The organism is Hymenobacter lutimineralis (assembly GCF_008271285.1).
GTDB classification, from domain to species: Bacteria; Bacteroidota; Bacteroidia; order Cytophagales; family Hymenobacteraceae; genus Hymenobacter; species Hymenobacter lutimineralis.
Map to the genome: position 1 here is coordinate 175,105 of NZ_VTHL01000001.1, position 14,389 is coordinate 189,493.

13 protein-coding genes are annotated in these 14,389 nt (G+C 59.7%); 3 read left to right on the forward strand and 10 right to left on the reverse strand.

Translation table 11 applies throughout. From position 1 onward, the window contains the following. Positions 1-565: 565 nt before the first annotated feature. The 10 genes from FY528_RS00725 to FY528_RS00765 form a co-directional block, all read right to left on the reverse strand. On the reverse strand, positions 566-748 hold the full coding sequence (locus FY528_RS00725; protein ID WP_149069070.1) for a hypothetical protein: 183 nt from the start codon (positions 746-748) through the stop codon (positions 566-568). A gap of 124 nt (positions 749-872) precedes the next feature. Then, positions 873-1,529, reverse strand: coding sequence for a hypothetical protein (locus FY528_RS00730; RefSeq protein WP_149069071.1), 657 nt, complete (start codon positions 1,527-1,529; stop codon positions 873-875). A 575-nt stretch (positions 1,530-2,104) separates the two neighbouring features. Further along, positions 2,105-3,553 carry an alpha-amylase family glycosyl hydrolase gene (locus FY528_RS00735; RefSeq protein WP_149069072.1) on the reverse strand — a complete coding sequence of 483 codons (1,449 nt, stop codon included), beginning with the start codon at positions 3,551-3,553 and terminating at the stop codon, positions 2,105-2,107. 43 nt (positions 3,554-3,596) lie between these two features. Beyond that, positions 3,597-3,989 (reverse strand): DUF983 domain-containing protein, encoded by a 393-nt coding sequence (locus tag FY528_RS00740; protein WP_232066354.1) that lies wholly within the window; start codon positions 3,987-3,989, stop codon positions 3,597-3,599. Between the two features lie 103 nt (positions 3,990-4,092). Beyond that, positions 4,093-4,965: an AraC family transcriptional regulator gene (locus FY528_RS00745; protein ID WP_187631935.1), complete on the reverse strand. Its 873-nt coding sequence runs from the start codon at positions 4,963-4,965 to the stop codon at positions 4,093-4,095. Between the two features lie 168 nt (positions 4,966-5,133). Then, positions 5,134-5,298, reverse strand: coding sequence for a PID-CTERM protein-sorting domain-containing protein (locus FY528_RS21140; RefSeq protein ID WP_168680559.1), 165 nt, complete (start codon positions 5,296-5,298; stop codon positions 5,134-5,136). Positions 5,299-5,444: 146 nt separating this feature from the next. After that, on the reverse strand, positions 5,445-9,194 hold the full coding sequence (locus tag FY528_RS00750; RefSeq protein WP_187631936.1) for a DUF8693 domain-containing protein: 3,750 nt from the start codon (positions 9,192-9,194) through the stop codon (positions 5,445-5,447). Between the two features lie 197 nt (positions 9,195-9,391). Continuing rightward, the gene (locus tag FY528_RS00755) at positions 9,392-10,126 is read right to left on the reverse strand and encodes a response regulator transcription factor (protein WP_149069075.1); all 735 of its coding nucleotides are present in this window, start codon (positions 10,124-10,126) and stop codon (positions 9,392-9,394) included. A gap of 132 nt (positions 10,127-10,258) precedes the next feature. Then, the gene (locus tag FY528_RS00760) at positions 10,259-10,927 is read right to left on the reverse strand and encodes a response regulator transcription factor (protein ID WP_149069076.1); all 669 of its coding nucleotides are present in this window, start codon (positions 10,925-10,927) and stop codon (positions 10,259-10,261) included. Between the two features lie 358 nt (positions 10,928-11,285). Further along, positions 11,286-11,750, reverse strand: a complete 465-nt coding sequence (locus FY528_RS00765) for a hypothetical protein (protein WP_149069077.1) — start codon at positions 11,748-11,750, stop codon at positions 11,286-11,288. A 136-nt stretch (positions 11,751-11,886) separates the two neighbouring features. On the opposite strand from FY528_RS00765, the gene FY528_RS00770 reads away from it, so the two are divergent. The 3 genes from FY528_RS00770 (at position 11,887) to FY528_RS00780 (ending at position 14,361) form a co-directional block, all read left to right on the forward strand. Then, entirely contained in the window at positions 11,887-13,062 is a 1,176-nt protein-coding gene (locus FY528_RS00770) for a helix-turn-helix transcriptional regulator (protein WP_149069078.1), read from the forward strand. 113 nt (positions 13,063-13,175) lie between these two features. Then, complete coding sequence (locus FY528_RS00775; protein ID WP_149069079.1) at positions 13,176-13,691, forward strand: hypothetical protein; 516 nt, start codon at positions 13,176-13,178, stop codon at positions 13,689-13,691. A gap of 103 nt (positions 13,692-13,794) precedes the next feature. Beyond that, positions 13,795-14,361 (forward strand): YceI family protein, encoded by a 567-nt coding sequence (locus FY528_RS00780; protein WP_149069080.1) that lies wholly within the window; start codon positions 13,795-13,797, stop codon positions 14,359-14,361. Positions 14,362-14,389: the final 28 nt, after the last annotated feature.

The following is a 14,389-nucleotide window of genomic DNA, read 5'->3' on the forward strand; positions in this document are numbered from 1 at the left end:
TCGAAGTCAGGCAGTCATTTTCAGAATCATGGCTGCACGACAACAATAATTGACTTCAATAGCCCTTATTCAGGCTTTTTACAGTTCCTCGTCGTGCAGATTCAGTTTTCACGCCACCCTAAACCAGTGAGAGACTATAGCTGGCAAACAGAATTCCTGTAAAATAACCTGTTGTTATTAGTTATAACTTAAAGTTATCAATACGACCTGCTAAAAATTTTTATAAAAAGTGTAAAAAAAGTCGCCAATTGCCTCAGTATGTCTAAGTGCGAGCGGCAGAGTGGCTGTGCTGGCTGAAACGATGGGCATAGAAAAAGCCCCAACCAGGGGTAGGGGCTTTGGATAAAAAAGAAAGTAGAGTGGGACCGGCTAGCGTACAAAGAAGCCTTTGGCTTCCCAAGCTGCCACATTCTGAGTTCGAACGAAACGGGTTTCAATGTGCCCCCAGGCATCCTGTTTGTACATAACAGTTTTGCCTTCCTCCCGCGTGTGGAGCGCCTGTAGTTGATCGGCATGTGAGAGAGCAGGCGCAGTGGTTTCAGCGGCTGCGCGAGGACGGGTACGTTTACTGGAAGTTGCCATAGGTACGCAACGTGGTGCTGCTTAAAAAGGGTTCATCAATAGCGCCGCCCGAAGCAGGTGGCGTGTCGGTTTCAGGGCCAGGCAAAGAACGCCAAATGCCCGCATTGTATTGAGTTAACAACAAAATAAACGGACCCTGAGCGGCGCTCAAGGTTGCAGGTTGCATAGCAAAAACCGCTGGCAACAGCCTGGGACCGGTTGGTCAGGTCCGACTATCAGATGCAAAAATGCCCTGGGAGAGTACCCAGGGCATTTTCATGAGCGGAGCAAGGCGCAGCAGTCCAACCAGCTTAGAAGTTGTAGAGAAGCTCCCGCAGGTTATAATCGGGAATGCCAGGGGTGTAGGGAGGGTAAAACTGGCCGTGGCGAGAGTACAGGCCATAAATAAACGTGCAGGGCTTCGAATAGAACTGCTGGTAGTCGTGCTCCGGCTGCGTAAGCCAGACGCTGGCTTTCCCTTCTCGGAGCTTAGCCTGCAGGTTCTCCATGGAGTAGGGCTGGTTTTGCGCGTCAATGGCTACCCAGCGGTGGTTGGAGTCAACGGCCAGCCAGCCCTTTTTGGTGAGAACTTCCGTAATGGCGTGACTAGGCACACCCGCGGTAGTCAGCTCCTGGAGCTTTGATAAGGCGGGCACATCGGCAAAGAGGGTTACGTGCCGGGTCTGATAACCCAGCTTCATAAATATCTTCTCCAGCACCCGGATGCGGTCGTAGCACAAGCCCAGGTGAGACGTGTACACGTCCTTGGGTTCCCGGGGCTGGCCCAGGGCAATGGCCACCCCCGTGATGGAGTGGGTGAGCACCACGTTTTGTGCCGCCTTAATCAGGGCCAGCTGCTGATCGTATGTTTGCGCCGAGGCCGGGCCCGAGGGAATACCCTGCAGGTAAAGCTGAATATACTGTTTGTCTTCGGCCGTTACGGTCTGGTCGATATCGTAGTAAGCCAATAGTGCTAGTCCGAGGCAAACCAACAGCAGAAACCCAATCAGCCAAGGCCTTCGGCGCTGCCGGGGTAAAAATTCTTTTGTTGATGGCAATAGGGTTGGGTGCTGCGTAAAGTCGGTCGGGATAATCTCCGAAGAGAATGCAAAAGTACGTTTTTAGGATAAGAAAAGCGTTGAGCCCACTTTTTGCCCAGTATACTCCGGCGGTTTACGTAACCGCACAAGCCATGGAAATCAGCTCTCATGCGTACATAAACTATACTATGCTTACTGTTGCCACCGCCATCCTGGAACAGAGCCGCCAGTATCTCTCAGGTGCCTAAAGCAGGATATAGGTAGCTGAATGCAGCCAACCATTGCCAGGCAGGAAGGAGTCTGACGGCTTGCTATTGCTTACAGGAAGGTATGGTAGCAATCGGCTACGTGGGTCTACTAGGTCGTGCGGGGGGAATTCCAGGTTGAACGAAGTAGTAGAGCCCTACACTAGCCAGTGGTCAAGGGGCGCAGTAAGCAAGCAGGACCAAGCGGGTATCTCGCACCCGAGCGTACTTTTACAACCGTGAGCAGCGCAGGTTCCATTACCACAGGCCCTGCCGCGGCGGGTCGGGGAGGCGCTCATACACGCGGTAGCCGTGCGGGGGCACCAGCAGCTTCGAGCCCGCGCCCAGGCGCAACACCTGTCCGCTGAACAGCTCCCGGTACACGCCCGGGGCCACGATGCCCAAGGCCAGCTCGTGGGGTTGGCTGTCGAAGTTTACGGCCGTGAGCACGGCGGCTTTGGCCTTGCGGCGCAGGAAGGCATACACTTTCGGGCTGCCGTCTTCCAGCTTCGCAAACTGGCTGCAGGCGTCGCCATTGCGTAGGGCGGGATGGCGCTTTTTTAGCTGGAGCAGCTTGGTATAGAAGTCCTGCAGCGGATAATCCCGCCACGGAATAGTGTCTTTGTCGAAAAAGCGCAGCCGCTTTTTAAGGGCTGCTTCCTGGCCGCTGTACACCATGGGAATGCCGGGCAAAAGCGCGGTGAGCACGGCCTGGGGCAGGGCATCCTTGCCCAGTCGCTCGTACTCGGTGCCGTCCCAGCTGTTGATGTCGTGGCTGCTGGTGAAATACATCAGGTAGGCGCTGGCCGGGTAGCGGCTCCGCTCCACGGCGCGGTAGGCATCCAGGGCTGCCAGCGGCTGCCGGCCCCGGCTGATGCTGTCGAGCAGGTAACGCATGCGCAGGGCATAGGTGGCGTCGAAGGCCTTTTCCAGCATACCGGTGTTGGGGTCAAACTCGCCTTTTTTGAGGAAGGGCGGGCTGTGCAGCTCGTCCCACTCGGCCAGCATGAACACGGGCTTCCGCTTTTCCAGGAGCTGGCGCGTCTGCACCCAGAAATCCATGGGCACCAGGCCGGCTACGTCGCAGCGGAAGCCGTCGAAGTCGGCCTCTTGCACCCAGTACGCCATGCTTTCCTGCATGTAGCGGCGCAGCTCTGGCTTGGAGTAATCGAGGTCGATGACGTCCTGCCAATCAGCGACGGGTGGCACGAACTGCCCTTGCGGGCCCTTGGTAAACCACTCGGGGTGCTGCCGGGCCAGCTGGCTGTCCCAACTGGTGTGGTTGGCTACCCAGTCGAGAATTACGTGCATGCCGCGCTTATGGGCCTCGCCCACCAGGTGGCGCAGGTCCTCCATCGTCCCAAATTCGGGGTTCACGGCGCGGTAGTCCTGGATGGAGTACTGGCTGCCCAGGGTGCCTTTGCGGTTTAGCTGCCCGATGGGCTGCACCGGCATCAGCCACAGAATGCCCACGCCCATTTGCTGCAGGCGCGGCAGGTGCTGCTCAAACGCCCGAAACGTGCCCTCTGGCGTGTACTGCCGGATATTGACCTCGTAGATGCTGGCCGAATCGGCCCACTGCGGGTGCCGGATGGTGTACTGTGGGGGAGCAGCCGGGGCGCAGTCGGTGATGTTGTCGTAGGCAGATTGGCAGGAGGCCAGCAGGCTGAGTAAGCCGACCAGAGAGAATAGGGCAAAGCGGTACATGGCGAAACATACCGCTTTTTCCGTCAGCTCCGGGCGCCGCCGCTTAGCTTTTGGTGCGGGCCCGCGCGGCATCGTAGCGCACCCCGCCAAACAAGTAAAGCATGAGGGTGCGGGAATAGCGCAGGGAAAATGGCATGAACAGCAACGACGCTACGGCCACGCTCAGGATGTACACCCAGGTGTCGGGGTCGTTCAGCAGAAAGTACACCGCGAAGCCTATCACCAGCATAATGCCCGTCGAAAACACGAAGCTGATGTACATGGCACCCCAGTAAAAGCCGGGCTCAGGCTCGTAGGCCTGTCCGCACACGGGGCAGTGCTCGGGCATTTCAGTGAACTTGGTGCTGATGGCTGAATGCGAGAAAAGTGGCCCTTGGTGGCAGCGCGGGCAGCGTTGCTGCAGAATAGCCAGGACCGTAGAATCAGTAGTTTCCATAAGAAAGCTGCAAGAATAGCAGTAAACAAAATTACTCTACGCAGGTCGGTCAGGTAAGGGCAATTCGCGGGTTTGTCTAGCACAAATCAACGCGGCCGGCACCTCACGGTTGCTGGCGAAATGCCTCTGGGGTCTGACCACTGTGCTTGCGGAAGTAGCGGCTGAAGTAGGAGGCATCCTCAAAGCCCAGGGCGTCGGCCACCTGGGCAATGGTGTCCGGGAAGTGGCGCAGCAGGCGGCGGGCTTCCAGCAGCACGCGCTCCTGCACCAGGGCACTGGCCGTTTTGCCCAGGTGGCGGCGGCACAGCGCATTCAGATGGTTGGGGGAAACGTGCAGCTGGTCGGCGTAATGCTGTACTTCCCGGCTGGTGCGAAAGTGCTGGTTGATAAGACTCCCGAAAGCCCGCAGCAGGGTTTGCGCGTGCAAGGGTTCTTCGGGCGAGAAGGTGGCTGGCGCGGCTGGGTATTGCCGAGCGGCCAGCTCCAGGCAAATGTGCAGGTAAGAGCGAAAAACGTCATCCTGGGCCGGGGCGGGCTGGGTGTTTTCCTGCCACATGCGCTCCATCAGCCAGGGAATGTGGGTTTCAGTCTCGGGCAGATACAGCACCGGGGGCTGGCGGTGGTCGAAAAAAGGGTACTCAAACAGCCGGCCCCCCGGGTAGCGGTATAGATAGAAGTCGGCCTCAAACAGCACCACGTAGCCCTGGGCATCGTGGGGCAGCTGCCAGTGGTGCACCTGCCCCGGCGTCATGAAAAACAGCGCCCCGGGCTGCAGGTCGTAGGTGACCAGGTCGATGGTGTGGGTGCCATGGCCGCGGGTGAAGTAGAGCAGCAGGTAAAAGTCGTGGGCGTGGGGCTGGCTGACGCCGGGGAAGTTGGCCACGTGCTGGGCCAGCCGCTCCAGGTACCAGGGCCGCCGCGCCCGCCCCTGCGGAAACGACTCCAGCGTAAGTACAGGCAAGGCTGGTGACTTCATGCGGAGAAGATAAGGCGCTGCCCCAATAGCAGGGGCTTGTAACCATGAATTTGCTTGCTGCAAAGAAAAGCCCCGCATGCCTGGCATGCGGGGCTTTTTCAGGAATTGTTTTTTAGGGTGGCTGCAAACCCGGCAGTGCGGGGCCGCCGCAGGGCACTTGAGGGATGGTTACTGGGCTTTGCCACGGCGCAAATGCCGTAAGCCCATACCCACCCCAGCGGCCAGCAGCAAAGAGGCGCCCCCATCAATGGGTACATCGGTGGGGCTATCGGGCTCCGGACCTCCTTCCGGCGGCTCACCCTGGGCCCAGGCTGTTTGAACGGATAAGAGCAAAGCGGCAACGAATAGGCCGCGAAGTAAGTGACGTAGCATGCGCAAAATGAAGAGTTACTAGGGAAGAAAACAAGGCAGCCCGGTCGGCCACTGAACGGGGCTACCGACGTGAATAGCACGGCAGCAGCCCCGTAGGTAGGGCCGGGTTACTCCACCACCAGGCGACGCGTGGCCTGTTCGGCACCCGCCTGTACCTGAAGCAGGTAAACGCCGGCGGGCAGACCCGTGAGACTTACCGGAGCCGCGCCACCACCCGCGGGCAGCTTGGCGGAGCGCACTGCCCGGCCGAGGGCATCGTGCAGGGTGAGCGTGGCAGCCTTGCTGCCCGCGGGCAGCAGCACCGTAGCCTGCCCGTGTGCGGGGTTAGGGTATACGGCCAGGGTAGCGGCCAAAGCCCCACCACGGGTAGCCAGCGGGGTGGCAGCGCCTACGTTCAGCCAGAAGCGGCCAGTGAAGGTTTGCGCTTTATCGGCCTGGAAGCTATAGGCGGCATTGGTGGCCTGCAGGTCCGTGCGCTGGCCGGTGGTGGCATCCTCCAGATACACTTTGGTACCGGCCGCTAGGTTGGCCAACTGTGGAGCCCGTACCGAGTAGGTACCCGAGGCAGGCACCTGTACCAGCAGCGGAATGCGTGCTTCGCCGGCCAGAGTAGGCAGGCCCTGAATGGCTAGCTCTTCTCCTGCAGTGGTCAGCGCCGCCAGGTTCAGGCCCGAGGTGTTGCGCAGCTTGGCTGCGTCGAAGCTGGCATCCAGACCCGTGGTAGCTCCTTCTTCGGCATAGAGGTAGAGGGCATCCTGGCTGGCACCCTGGGCCGTGCCCAGCGTCAGCTTCACCAGGGGGCGTAGGTCGTCGGAGCCGCGGCGCACGGGCGCCTGGGTGGCGTAGCTGGTTACGCGCTGGGTGTTGCGGAAGGTGAGCGAGCCGCTGGTCTGGCCCTTGCTCACGCGCACGAAGAAGCCCTGGCCCAGGCCAATCAGCGGGTTGTCGCCCACGCCGTTGGCGTAGGTGCGGTACTCGCCGCCGTAGCGGCTGGTGCTTTCAAACACGTACATGGCGGCGTCCAGGTTGGGGCGGTCGGCGGCGGCTACCTTGCTCCAGTCGAGTGGAGAAGGGTAGAGGTTGCCCACCAGGTGCCAGCCGGCGTCATCGGCGGTAGCGCCGGCGTTGCGGGCCAGCGTCAGCGTTTTGGTGCCATCGTTGGGCTTGCCCTCAAATTTCAGGGTCTGGCCAGCCGGGGTATTTACGGAGTAGCCCCGGCCCACGGGCAGCGCTTCTGCCAAAGACTCTGGCGAAACCCAGCCCTTGCTGAACGCCGACAAATCATTGGTGGCTGAAGCCAGCCGCGACTGGTCGTAGCCGAAGACGGTGGGGAAGGGGTTGGCTTTGCCGGGGGTAGGGGAGGTGTTGTATTCTGCATTCACCTTAGGCGTGGTGCCGCCGCTGCCAAAGTCGGCCACGGTAGCGGCGCTGACGGGCGCGCTCAGGTGGCGGTAGCCCAGGCCGGCGTTCTGGCTGGGGTCAATGTAGCGCTGAACAGTAGCCGGAATTTCAAGCGTTACGCCATTATTTTCCAGAGTCCCCCCGTTACTCACAATCAGGGCGGTACCCGTCGCGTCGCTGAGCAATGTCAGGCGGTTGTCGCGCAGATCCAGGGTGCCGGAGTTCAGGCGCAGCTCCCGACGAATAGATACCGGCTGGCTAAGAATAACTGATTCTCCGGAGCTGATGCTGAGGGTGCGGACAGTAGAAGGCAGGCCGGTGCCGGTGAAGGTGCTTTGGTCACCGATGCTCTCAAACTCGTAAATGGCATCCGTGGAGAAGATACGGTTAGCCGTCTGGATGACGCCTTTCGCGCCGGTCTTATAGATACCATCATAATAGATTTCCAGAATGCCACCAGCCTGCACTTCAAAGGTGCCAGGGCCGCTGATGGGCGTGTTCTCACCCGTCATCAGTTCTACGCGCCCACCGTTTTCAACCGTGAATGATTGTTCGATAGTGGTGCCATTCAGCGTCATACCCGTACCGCCATTCCGGATAGTTACCGTGCGGTAAGTCCCCTGGTCTATACCGTACGTACCAGGGCCGCTGATAACCAGGTCCCGAATAACTGTGTAGGTCTGGCTGTTGCTGGTGCCGCCGGCCGTGGTGATGGTAACGGGGCCTGTTACAGCGCCCAGCGGTACCTGCACGTTGCTGAGGGTAGTGCCGTCGGGGGATGTAGTAAAGGGACCAGCTACGGTGTTGTTGCTGGTGCCACTGAAGGTAATCAAGGTTGCGCCCTTGAGGTTGGTGCCCGTTAGGCTGATGCGGCCCAGTAATGGTCCGGAACTGCCCGAGCTGAAAAAGGTGAACGTAGGCGCAGGAGTGGGGGTGACGGTGAATACCCCGGGGCTAAAGCCCGTCGTACCGCCGGTGTTTACGCCCACGGGCCCGGTGGTAGCGCCGGCCGGCACCGTTGCCGTAATCTTGGTGGAGGAATTAACCACGCGGGAGGCCAACACGGCATTACCAAAAGTCACGAACGAACCCGTCGTGAAGTTTTCGCCCGTGATGACAACCGTCTCGCCAACGGGTCCTTCCTCGGGCGAAAGGGAATAGACCACCGGGTCGCCTACTACCGTGAAGTTAATGCTGCTGGTGGCCGTGCCGTTGGGGGTCGTTACCGTAATCGGGCCGCTGGAAGTACCGGTAGGTACAGTAGCGGAAATCTGTCCGTCATTCACCACGTTGAAGAAAAGCGCATCTACGCCGTTGAACTTTACGGCCGTAGCCCCCGTGAACCCTGAGCCGGACAAAGTCACGTTACTCTGAGCCGGACCACTTTGCGGGGAGAAGTTGCTGATAGCCGGCGTACTGGCCGCCGTAACAGTGAAACCACCCGAAGCTTGGGCAAAACCCTGCGAACCATTCAGAATAAGGGTTTTATTTCCTGGCGTAAGTGAGGCAGGTACAGTGGCCGTAATCTGGGTAGCAGAATTGATAGTGAAGCTAGCCGTTGTGCCAGGAATGAAAAGCACCTGCTGGATAGTGTTCAGGTTGGTGCCGGTGATAATGATTTGTGTACCTACGGGCCCACTGGCTGGCGTCACGTTGCTGATCGTGGGAGTGGCCCGCACCGTTACCGTGAAGTTGCTGGGGCTGGTAGCGGTGCCGCTGGGAGTAGCTATAGTGATAGGGCCAGTGGTGGCACCAGTGGGCACCTGCGCCGTAATTCCTTCGTCGCTTTCTACGCTGAAGTTCGCCGATATGCCATTAAAGTACACGGCCGTAGACCCCACGAAGCCCGTTCCAAAAATGCTGATGTTGGTGCCCACGGATCCGCTGGTGGGATTTACGGAAGTTATGGAGTGGCTGGCATTGGTCACCGTGAAACCGCTAAAAGCCGTTTCAGAGCCATTAGGGCCGCTAATGGTGACATCGTAGGTGCCGGGAACAAGGCTGGCTGGTACCGTAACAGTAAGTTGGGTGGGCGAATCGTGGGTAAACGTAGCAGCCAGCTCCCCACCGAACAGCACTTGGTCAACACTGGCCAAGTTGGTGCCCGTGATGATAAATTGGGTGCCTACGGAGCCGCTGGTCGGTGATAAATCGGCAATAGCCGGCGCGCCGGAAGCCTCTACCACAAAATCAGTGGCGGACGTAGCCGTACCCCCCGAGGTGGTTATGGTAATACGGCCCGTGGTAGCGCCGTTCGGCACGCTAAATGAAACGTAGTTGCCGGTGCCATCCGTGATGAAAGGACCCGTGTAAGCAACGCCGTTGATGGCAATACCGGAAATATTATTCAGGTTAGTCCCGGTTACTTCCACAGTGGTCTGAGCGGCGCCACTGCTGGGCGTAAACGAGGAAATAGTTGGGGCCGCAACCCGGTGCACCCCCGGTGTCTTTGGCACCTCGGCATGTGCTACCAACAGGCTGGGCAGTAGTAAAAATGACAGTAGCCCAACCCAACTGTATGAGCGTATTCGGGTAATAATTTGCATAGGTTAGAAGAAAGAGGTGAAACAAAGCCTCGAAGGTCCGCCTCTTCCCTGCCAGGGACAATACCCGGAAGTAGGTAATTTTGCCTAGTCCACTACCCCAGAATGCTCTAGATCAGGTCGAAGGCCCGGGCGTACTGGCTTAGCTCGAAGGCCGTGGTGGCTTCCAGCTTTTGGCGCACGTTGCGGCGGTGGGTGGCGGCCGTTTGCTCCGAAATGTTCAGCTCGTCGGCTATTTCCGGGGCGCTGTGGCCCAGGGCTACCAGGCGCAGCACGTCACGCTCGCGCCTGGAGAGGGTCGCGAAGCGGCGCCCGTTCAGGCGCAGGAAGTTATTTTCCTCCAGCAGCCGGCTCACCTTGTGCGTGACGTGGTGCAGCGGGTCGATGGGCACGGAGGAAGTTACCAGCAGCAGCGGCTGCCCGGTACTCTCGTCGCGCAGCAGCACCCGCGTGGCGCTCAGGTGCCACACGTAGCTGCCGTCCGGGGCGCTGCGCACCTGCTGAAAGATACTCACGGAGGCCCAGGGGTCCGGGTTCTGAATCATGGCATACACCTTGGGCAGGAGGTCCGCGGCATCGGCGGGATTAAAATACTTTTCCCAGTAGCCCGGGCCCAGGGCCCGAAGTTCGTCCGGGGTGGTGCGCAGTTCATGCAGCCCCCGTTTCGACATGTACTCTACCCGGTCGATGAGCAGGTTGGCCACGATGATAACACCCGGATGCAGGTCGGCCGTTTGGGCTATTTCGGCCACCGCCTCGTCGATGCGCCGCTGCTGCAGGTGGGAAATAGGCTGCTGGCTGGGGGCCGGCACCAGCAAAGGAGGGGAAGTAACGGAATCGGACATAAAGCGCCGGAATGGCGGGAATGAGATAAGAAATGGGAACAAGGCGAGGCTACGGGAACTTCACGGACATGCAGTGCGCCAGGCACACCGTCCCCGGCCCAACGGTAGTCGGGCAAAGCAGCCGTTGAGCCGTTAAATCAGGTCGAAAGCCCGGGCGTACTGGCTCAGCTTAAAGACCGTGTTGGCCCCCAGCTTTTGGCGCACATTGCGGCGGTGAGTAGCGGCCGTTTGCTCCGAAATGTTCAGCTCGTCGGCTATTTCCGGGGCGCTGTGGCCCAGGGCCAGCAGGCGCAGCACGTCACGCTCGCGCCTGGAGAGGGTAGCATATATGGCGTTGTGCTGGCGTAGAAACTGGTTTTCCTCAATCAGGCGCTGCACTTTGGTGGAAAAGTGGTTTTCGGGGTGCAGCGGAATAGCCAGCCCCATCACCAGCAGCGGATTACCCCCGTCGTCTGCCAGCAGGCGGCGTATGGAGGTAAGGTAATAGCTCCAGCCTGCCCGCTCGGTGGTGCGCACTTCCTGGTAGAAGGTATGCACCGCGGGGGCTTCGTGCTGGTACATGAGCTGAAAAACCCGCGCCATGTACTCATCTGACTCCACCGCGTTGAAATACGTGGGTGAGAAAGCCGGGCCCAGAGCCGTTAGCTCCTCCAGGGTAGCGCCCAGCAGCTCCAACCCCCACTCTGAGAGGTAGCGCACGGTTTGCGTGGGTACATGATGAATGATAACTACGGCGGGATATTGGTCGGCGGTGGCGGCTATTTCGGCTATTTTTCTGGTAATCCTTTCTTCATCGGTCATAATAAAACTAAAACAAGAGCGCGGAAAGCTGAACGGTGTGGTAAGGAAAGCAGTAAAGTAGAAACTTAAATCGAATCGATGAAATAAAACCGGTAGAATTCTGCCCTTTTGTCAATATATAAGGCTTTATTATACGAATAATGCTGATTTATATAAGATTAAATTAATATTCGTCTTTTGTTGGGCTGGATGATTTGCAAAAGATACTTATTAAATTTTTCTAATAATAGCCTTGGCTTAACACGGTAAGCTCAACCATAACAAGCTCGGCATTAAACCGCCGGCACATAAGTGAGTTTCGGAAGTAGAATGCAGGTAGCCAGGCAGATAGACGAGGTGCGGTGGGCTGCAGCAGCAACTACTCGTCGTCGAACCGGCGCAGGCGCTTCTTGCTGAGCTCGTAGCTGATAATGGCGGGTAAGTAAAACGTGACGTCGGCCAGAAACTTGGCCAGCAGAATGCCCCCGGCGCGGTGGCCTAGCCAGCGGGGCAGCCACACCATCAGCGCGGGCCGGATGAGCAGCGAATCCAGCAGTTCCGCCAGCCCAAACTCCACGACCAGGGCCCGCACGTTGCGGCCGAAGCTGCGCAGGGTGTAGCCCCGCCCCCGGGCCTGCAGCTGCCGACGGGCCAGGCGCATATCCTGGCCCAGCAGCCAGCCGAAATAGGCCACGTTGCCCGCCCAGGTAGCGGCCAGCGCCGCCCACCACTCTTGCCCGGGGGCCAGACGCCAGGCCAAGCCTGCCCCCACCAGCGTGGCAACCACCGACAGAACCTCGGCGGGCAGGTAGCGGCGAAGCCATTCACGGAGTTTGGCAGTCATGGTGGGGGCAGATGGGGGTAGCAAAGATACCAGCCCTGGCCGCCCCGTGCGGGTAGAAGGAGCCCCATCGGAGAACCGGCTGGCCAACAGAAAACAGTATTTTGGGGCACGAACCCGTTGAGCTTCCTCTCCGCCCATGCAGATACCTTTTACGCCCCTTGTGCTCGGGTTGCTGGCCGTGGTAGCTCAGGCGCTGCTGGCGGCGGGGCTGCTGGCGGCGGCTCCCACCAACCGCGCGTCCAACCGCTTTCTGGCTTTGCTGATGCTTAGCATTGCGCTTTGGCTGCTGGATGGCTTTTTCCGCGTGGGCACTATCTACAGCCAGAATCCCGACTGGTATTTCGCGCCCATCTACTACTCCTTCGCCTTCGGGCCGCTGCTGTACTTCTACGTGCGCAGTCTCGTCAACCACGACTTCCGGTTCCAGTCCCGCCACCTGTGGCACTTTGGGCCGGTGCTGGCGCAGGCCGCTCTCTACTGGTGGCTGCGTGGGCAGGACTACGAGTACCGAAACTGGTTCTGGCAGCACGTGCACCGGCCCTATACCTACCGCCTGGAGTTTATAGGAACCTGGATTTCGCTGCTGCTTTATCTGGGTTTGTGCTTGCGGCGGCTGCGGGCCTACCGGCGGTGGCTGGCCGATAACTTCTCCGAAACCTCCCGGCTGCGGCTGCAGTGGCTGCGTGTGCTGCTGGTGCTGGTGGGCGTGGTAGGCCTGCAGTGGCTGGGGGAGCTGGTGATGCGGGAGTTTCTGGGGCTGTACTACCAATACGACTACTCCACGGAGCTGCTGGGAGTGGTGCTGTTTCTGGTGGGCGTGGTGGGGCTGCGGCAGGCCGACATGCAGGCGGTGTCGTTTGAGCCCGAGCCGGAAACTGAACAACCCACGCTCACGGCCGGGCCGCGCATGGTACCAAGTGTTTCCAACCCGGATACTCCCCTCACCACGGTTGATGCGGCGGCGCTGGCCAGCATCCGGCAAGCTCTGGAGCAGGAGCGCCTTTACCTGAATCCGACGCTGACCCTGACCGAGCTGGCCCAGCACACCGGACTGACACCCCGACTAGTTTCTTCCACCATTCGGCAGGGACTGGGCCAGTCGTTTAATGAGGTAGTAAACCAGTACCGGGTGGAGGAAGTAAAGCGCCGCCTGGCCGGGCCCGATGTGCACCGCCTGACGCTTCTGGGCATTGCCTTCGAAAGCGGGTTCAACTCCAAAACCACCTTCAACCGAATTTTCAAGCTATATACCGGCGTGGCCCCGCGTGACTTTCCGGCCCAACCCGGCGCGGTTGCTAACCAAGGCGAATAAAGCCAAAAAGGCGTCCCATTGCATAATGTGGGACGCCCCAGGGACAAAAATGGGGCGTTTGCGGAGGAGGAGCCCGTCACCTTTGGGTCGTTCATTCTACCCCCGATTGGCCCATGAAAACCTTCCTTCTGCTGGCAGCCCTGGCCGCTGCACCTATCACGTTTCTGCAAGCCCAGACGCCCAGTGCCTGGACCGACCACCGCCGCGCCTTGCCCGACAAGCTACGGCAGGTGCCGGTAGGCCTCACGCTCTGGCACACGCCCAATCCCAACTACCCCGAGCCCAACCCCGACAAGCCCGGGGCCTACGTGTGGAAGCACAGCACCTTCGTGCGCTCGGAGGTGGGCGAGTTGGAAATAGTAGAGTGTGGCAGCTTTATCTGGTACAGCGAGGCGGGCTGGCAGGCCAACATGCGCGAAACGCCCGCCGAGTTTGCGGAGCTGTTCAGCTGCCCGGATGGCCGTCTGCTGCCCGGCCGCACCTACACCTTCGCCAAAAACTACCGCTACGCCGACAGCGCCCAGCGCCTCTACGGCGGCGACGCCCTCTGGTACATTCTGGCCAAAGACAAAGCGGGCAAGCTCTACAAGGGCATGGGCCTGATTGAAACCGAAGCAACCGTGCGCTAAGGCCCTACCCGGTCCTGGTTTTCTCCTTGCTTTCTCTGAATCATCCACCGCATCGGCCATGGAAGCCTGTGTCTTCCACCTTACCTTTTCTACTGAGCCCTAGATGAAAACGCTCCTAGTCTTCCTGCTTACCCTCACGCTGGCGGCGGCCCGGCCCGCCGCTTCCACTTACCAAGTCAATTCCGCCGCGAGCCGCATCACCTGGACGGGCTACGCCGAGGTAGGTACCTATGCACCCACTGGCACCGTGCTGTTGCGGCGGGGTACCTTTGAATACGACGGCCGCACCCCGCGCAACGGCCGCTTCGAGTTTGACATGCGCACCCTGGCGCAGGAGCAAGAACAGCTGGCCGAGCACCTGCGCGGTGCCGATTTCTTTGATGTAGAAAAATATCCAACGGCGGTTTTCGTGCTGAAAGACGTGCAGCAGGGCACCGCCCGTGGCCAGCTCACTTTGCACGGCATCACCCGGGCCGTGCAGTTCCCACTGCTGGTAGAGCGCCTGCCCGCTGGCCGCCTGCGCATCACCGGCACTGCCCGCCTCGACCGCACCCTGTTTGGCGTCAACCACAATTCCAGCAGCTTTTTCCAGAATCTCGGCTCCTACGCCATCCGCAACGACTTCCAGCTGGCATTTGACGTAGTGGCCGCCAAAAGCATAGCCGAATAAGCCTGGAAGGCGGTTTCGCAGGCCCGAA

Coding starts and splice junctions, on each gene's coding strand:
- FY528_RS00725 (WP_149069070.1), bottom strand. CDS start 748: ATGCAACCTGCAACCTTGAGCGCCGCTCAGGGTCCGTTTATTTTGTTG.
- FY528_RS00735 (WP_149069072.1), bottom strand. CDS start 3,553: ATGTACCGCTTTGCCCTATTCTCTCTGGTCGGCTTACTCAGCCTGCTG.
- FY528_RS00740 (WP_232066354.1), bottom strand. CDS start 3,989: ATGGAAACTACTGATTCTACGGTCCTGGCTATTCTGCAGCAACGCTGC.
- FY528_RS00745 (WP_187631935.1), bottom strand. CDS start 4,965: ATGAAGTCACCAGCCTTGCCTGTACTTACGCTGGAGTCGTTTCCGCAG.
- FY528_RS00755 (WP_149069075.1), bottom strand. CDS start 10,126: ATGTCCGATTCCGTTACTTCCCCTCCTTTGCTGGTGCCGGCCCCCAGC.
- FY528_RS00760 (WP_149069076.1), bottom strand. CDS start 10,927: ATGACCGATGAAGAAAGGATTACCAGAAAAATAGCCGAAATAGCCGCC.
- FY528_RS00765 (WP_149069077.1), bottom strand. CDS start 11,750: ATGACTGCCAAACTCCGTGAATGGCTTCGCCGCTACCTGCCCGCCGAG.
- FY528_RS00770 (WP_149069078.1), top strand. CDS start 11,887: ATGCAGATACCTTTTACGCCCCTTGTGCTCGGGTTGCTGGCCGTGGTA.
- FY528_RS00775 (WP_149069079.1), top strand. CDS start 13,176: ATGAAAACCTTCCTTCTGCTGGCAGCCCTGGCCGCTGCACCTATCACG.
- FY528_RS00780 (WP_149069080.1), top strand. CDS start 13,795: ATGAAAACGCTCCTAGTCTTCCTGCTTACCCTCACGCTGGCGGCGGCC.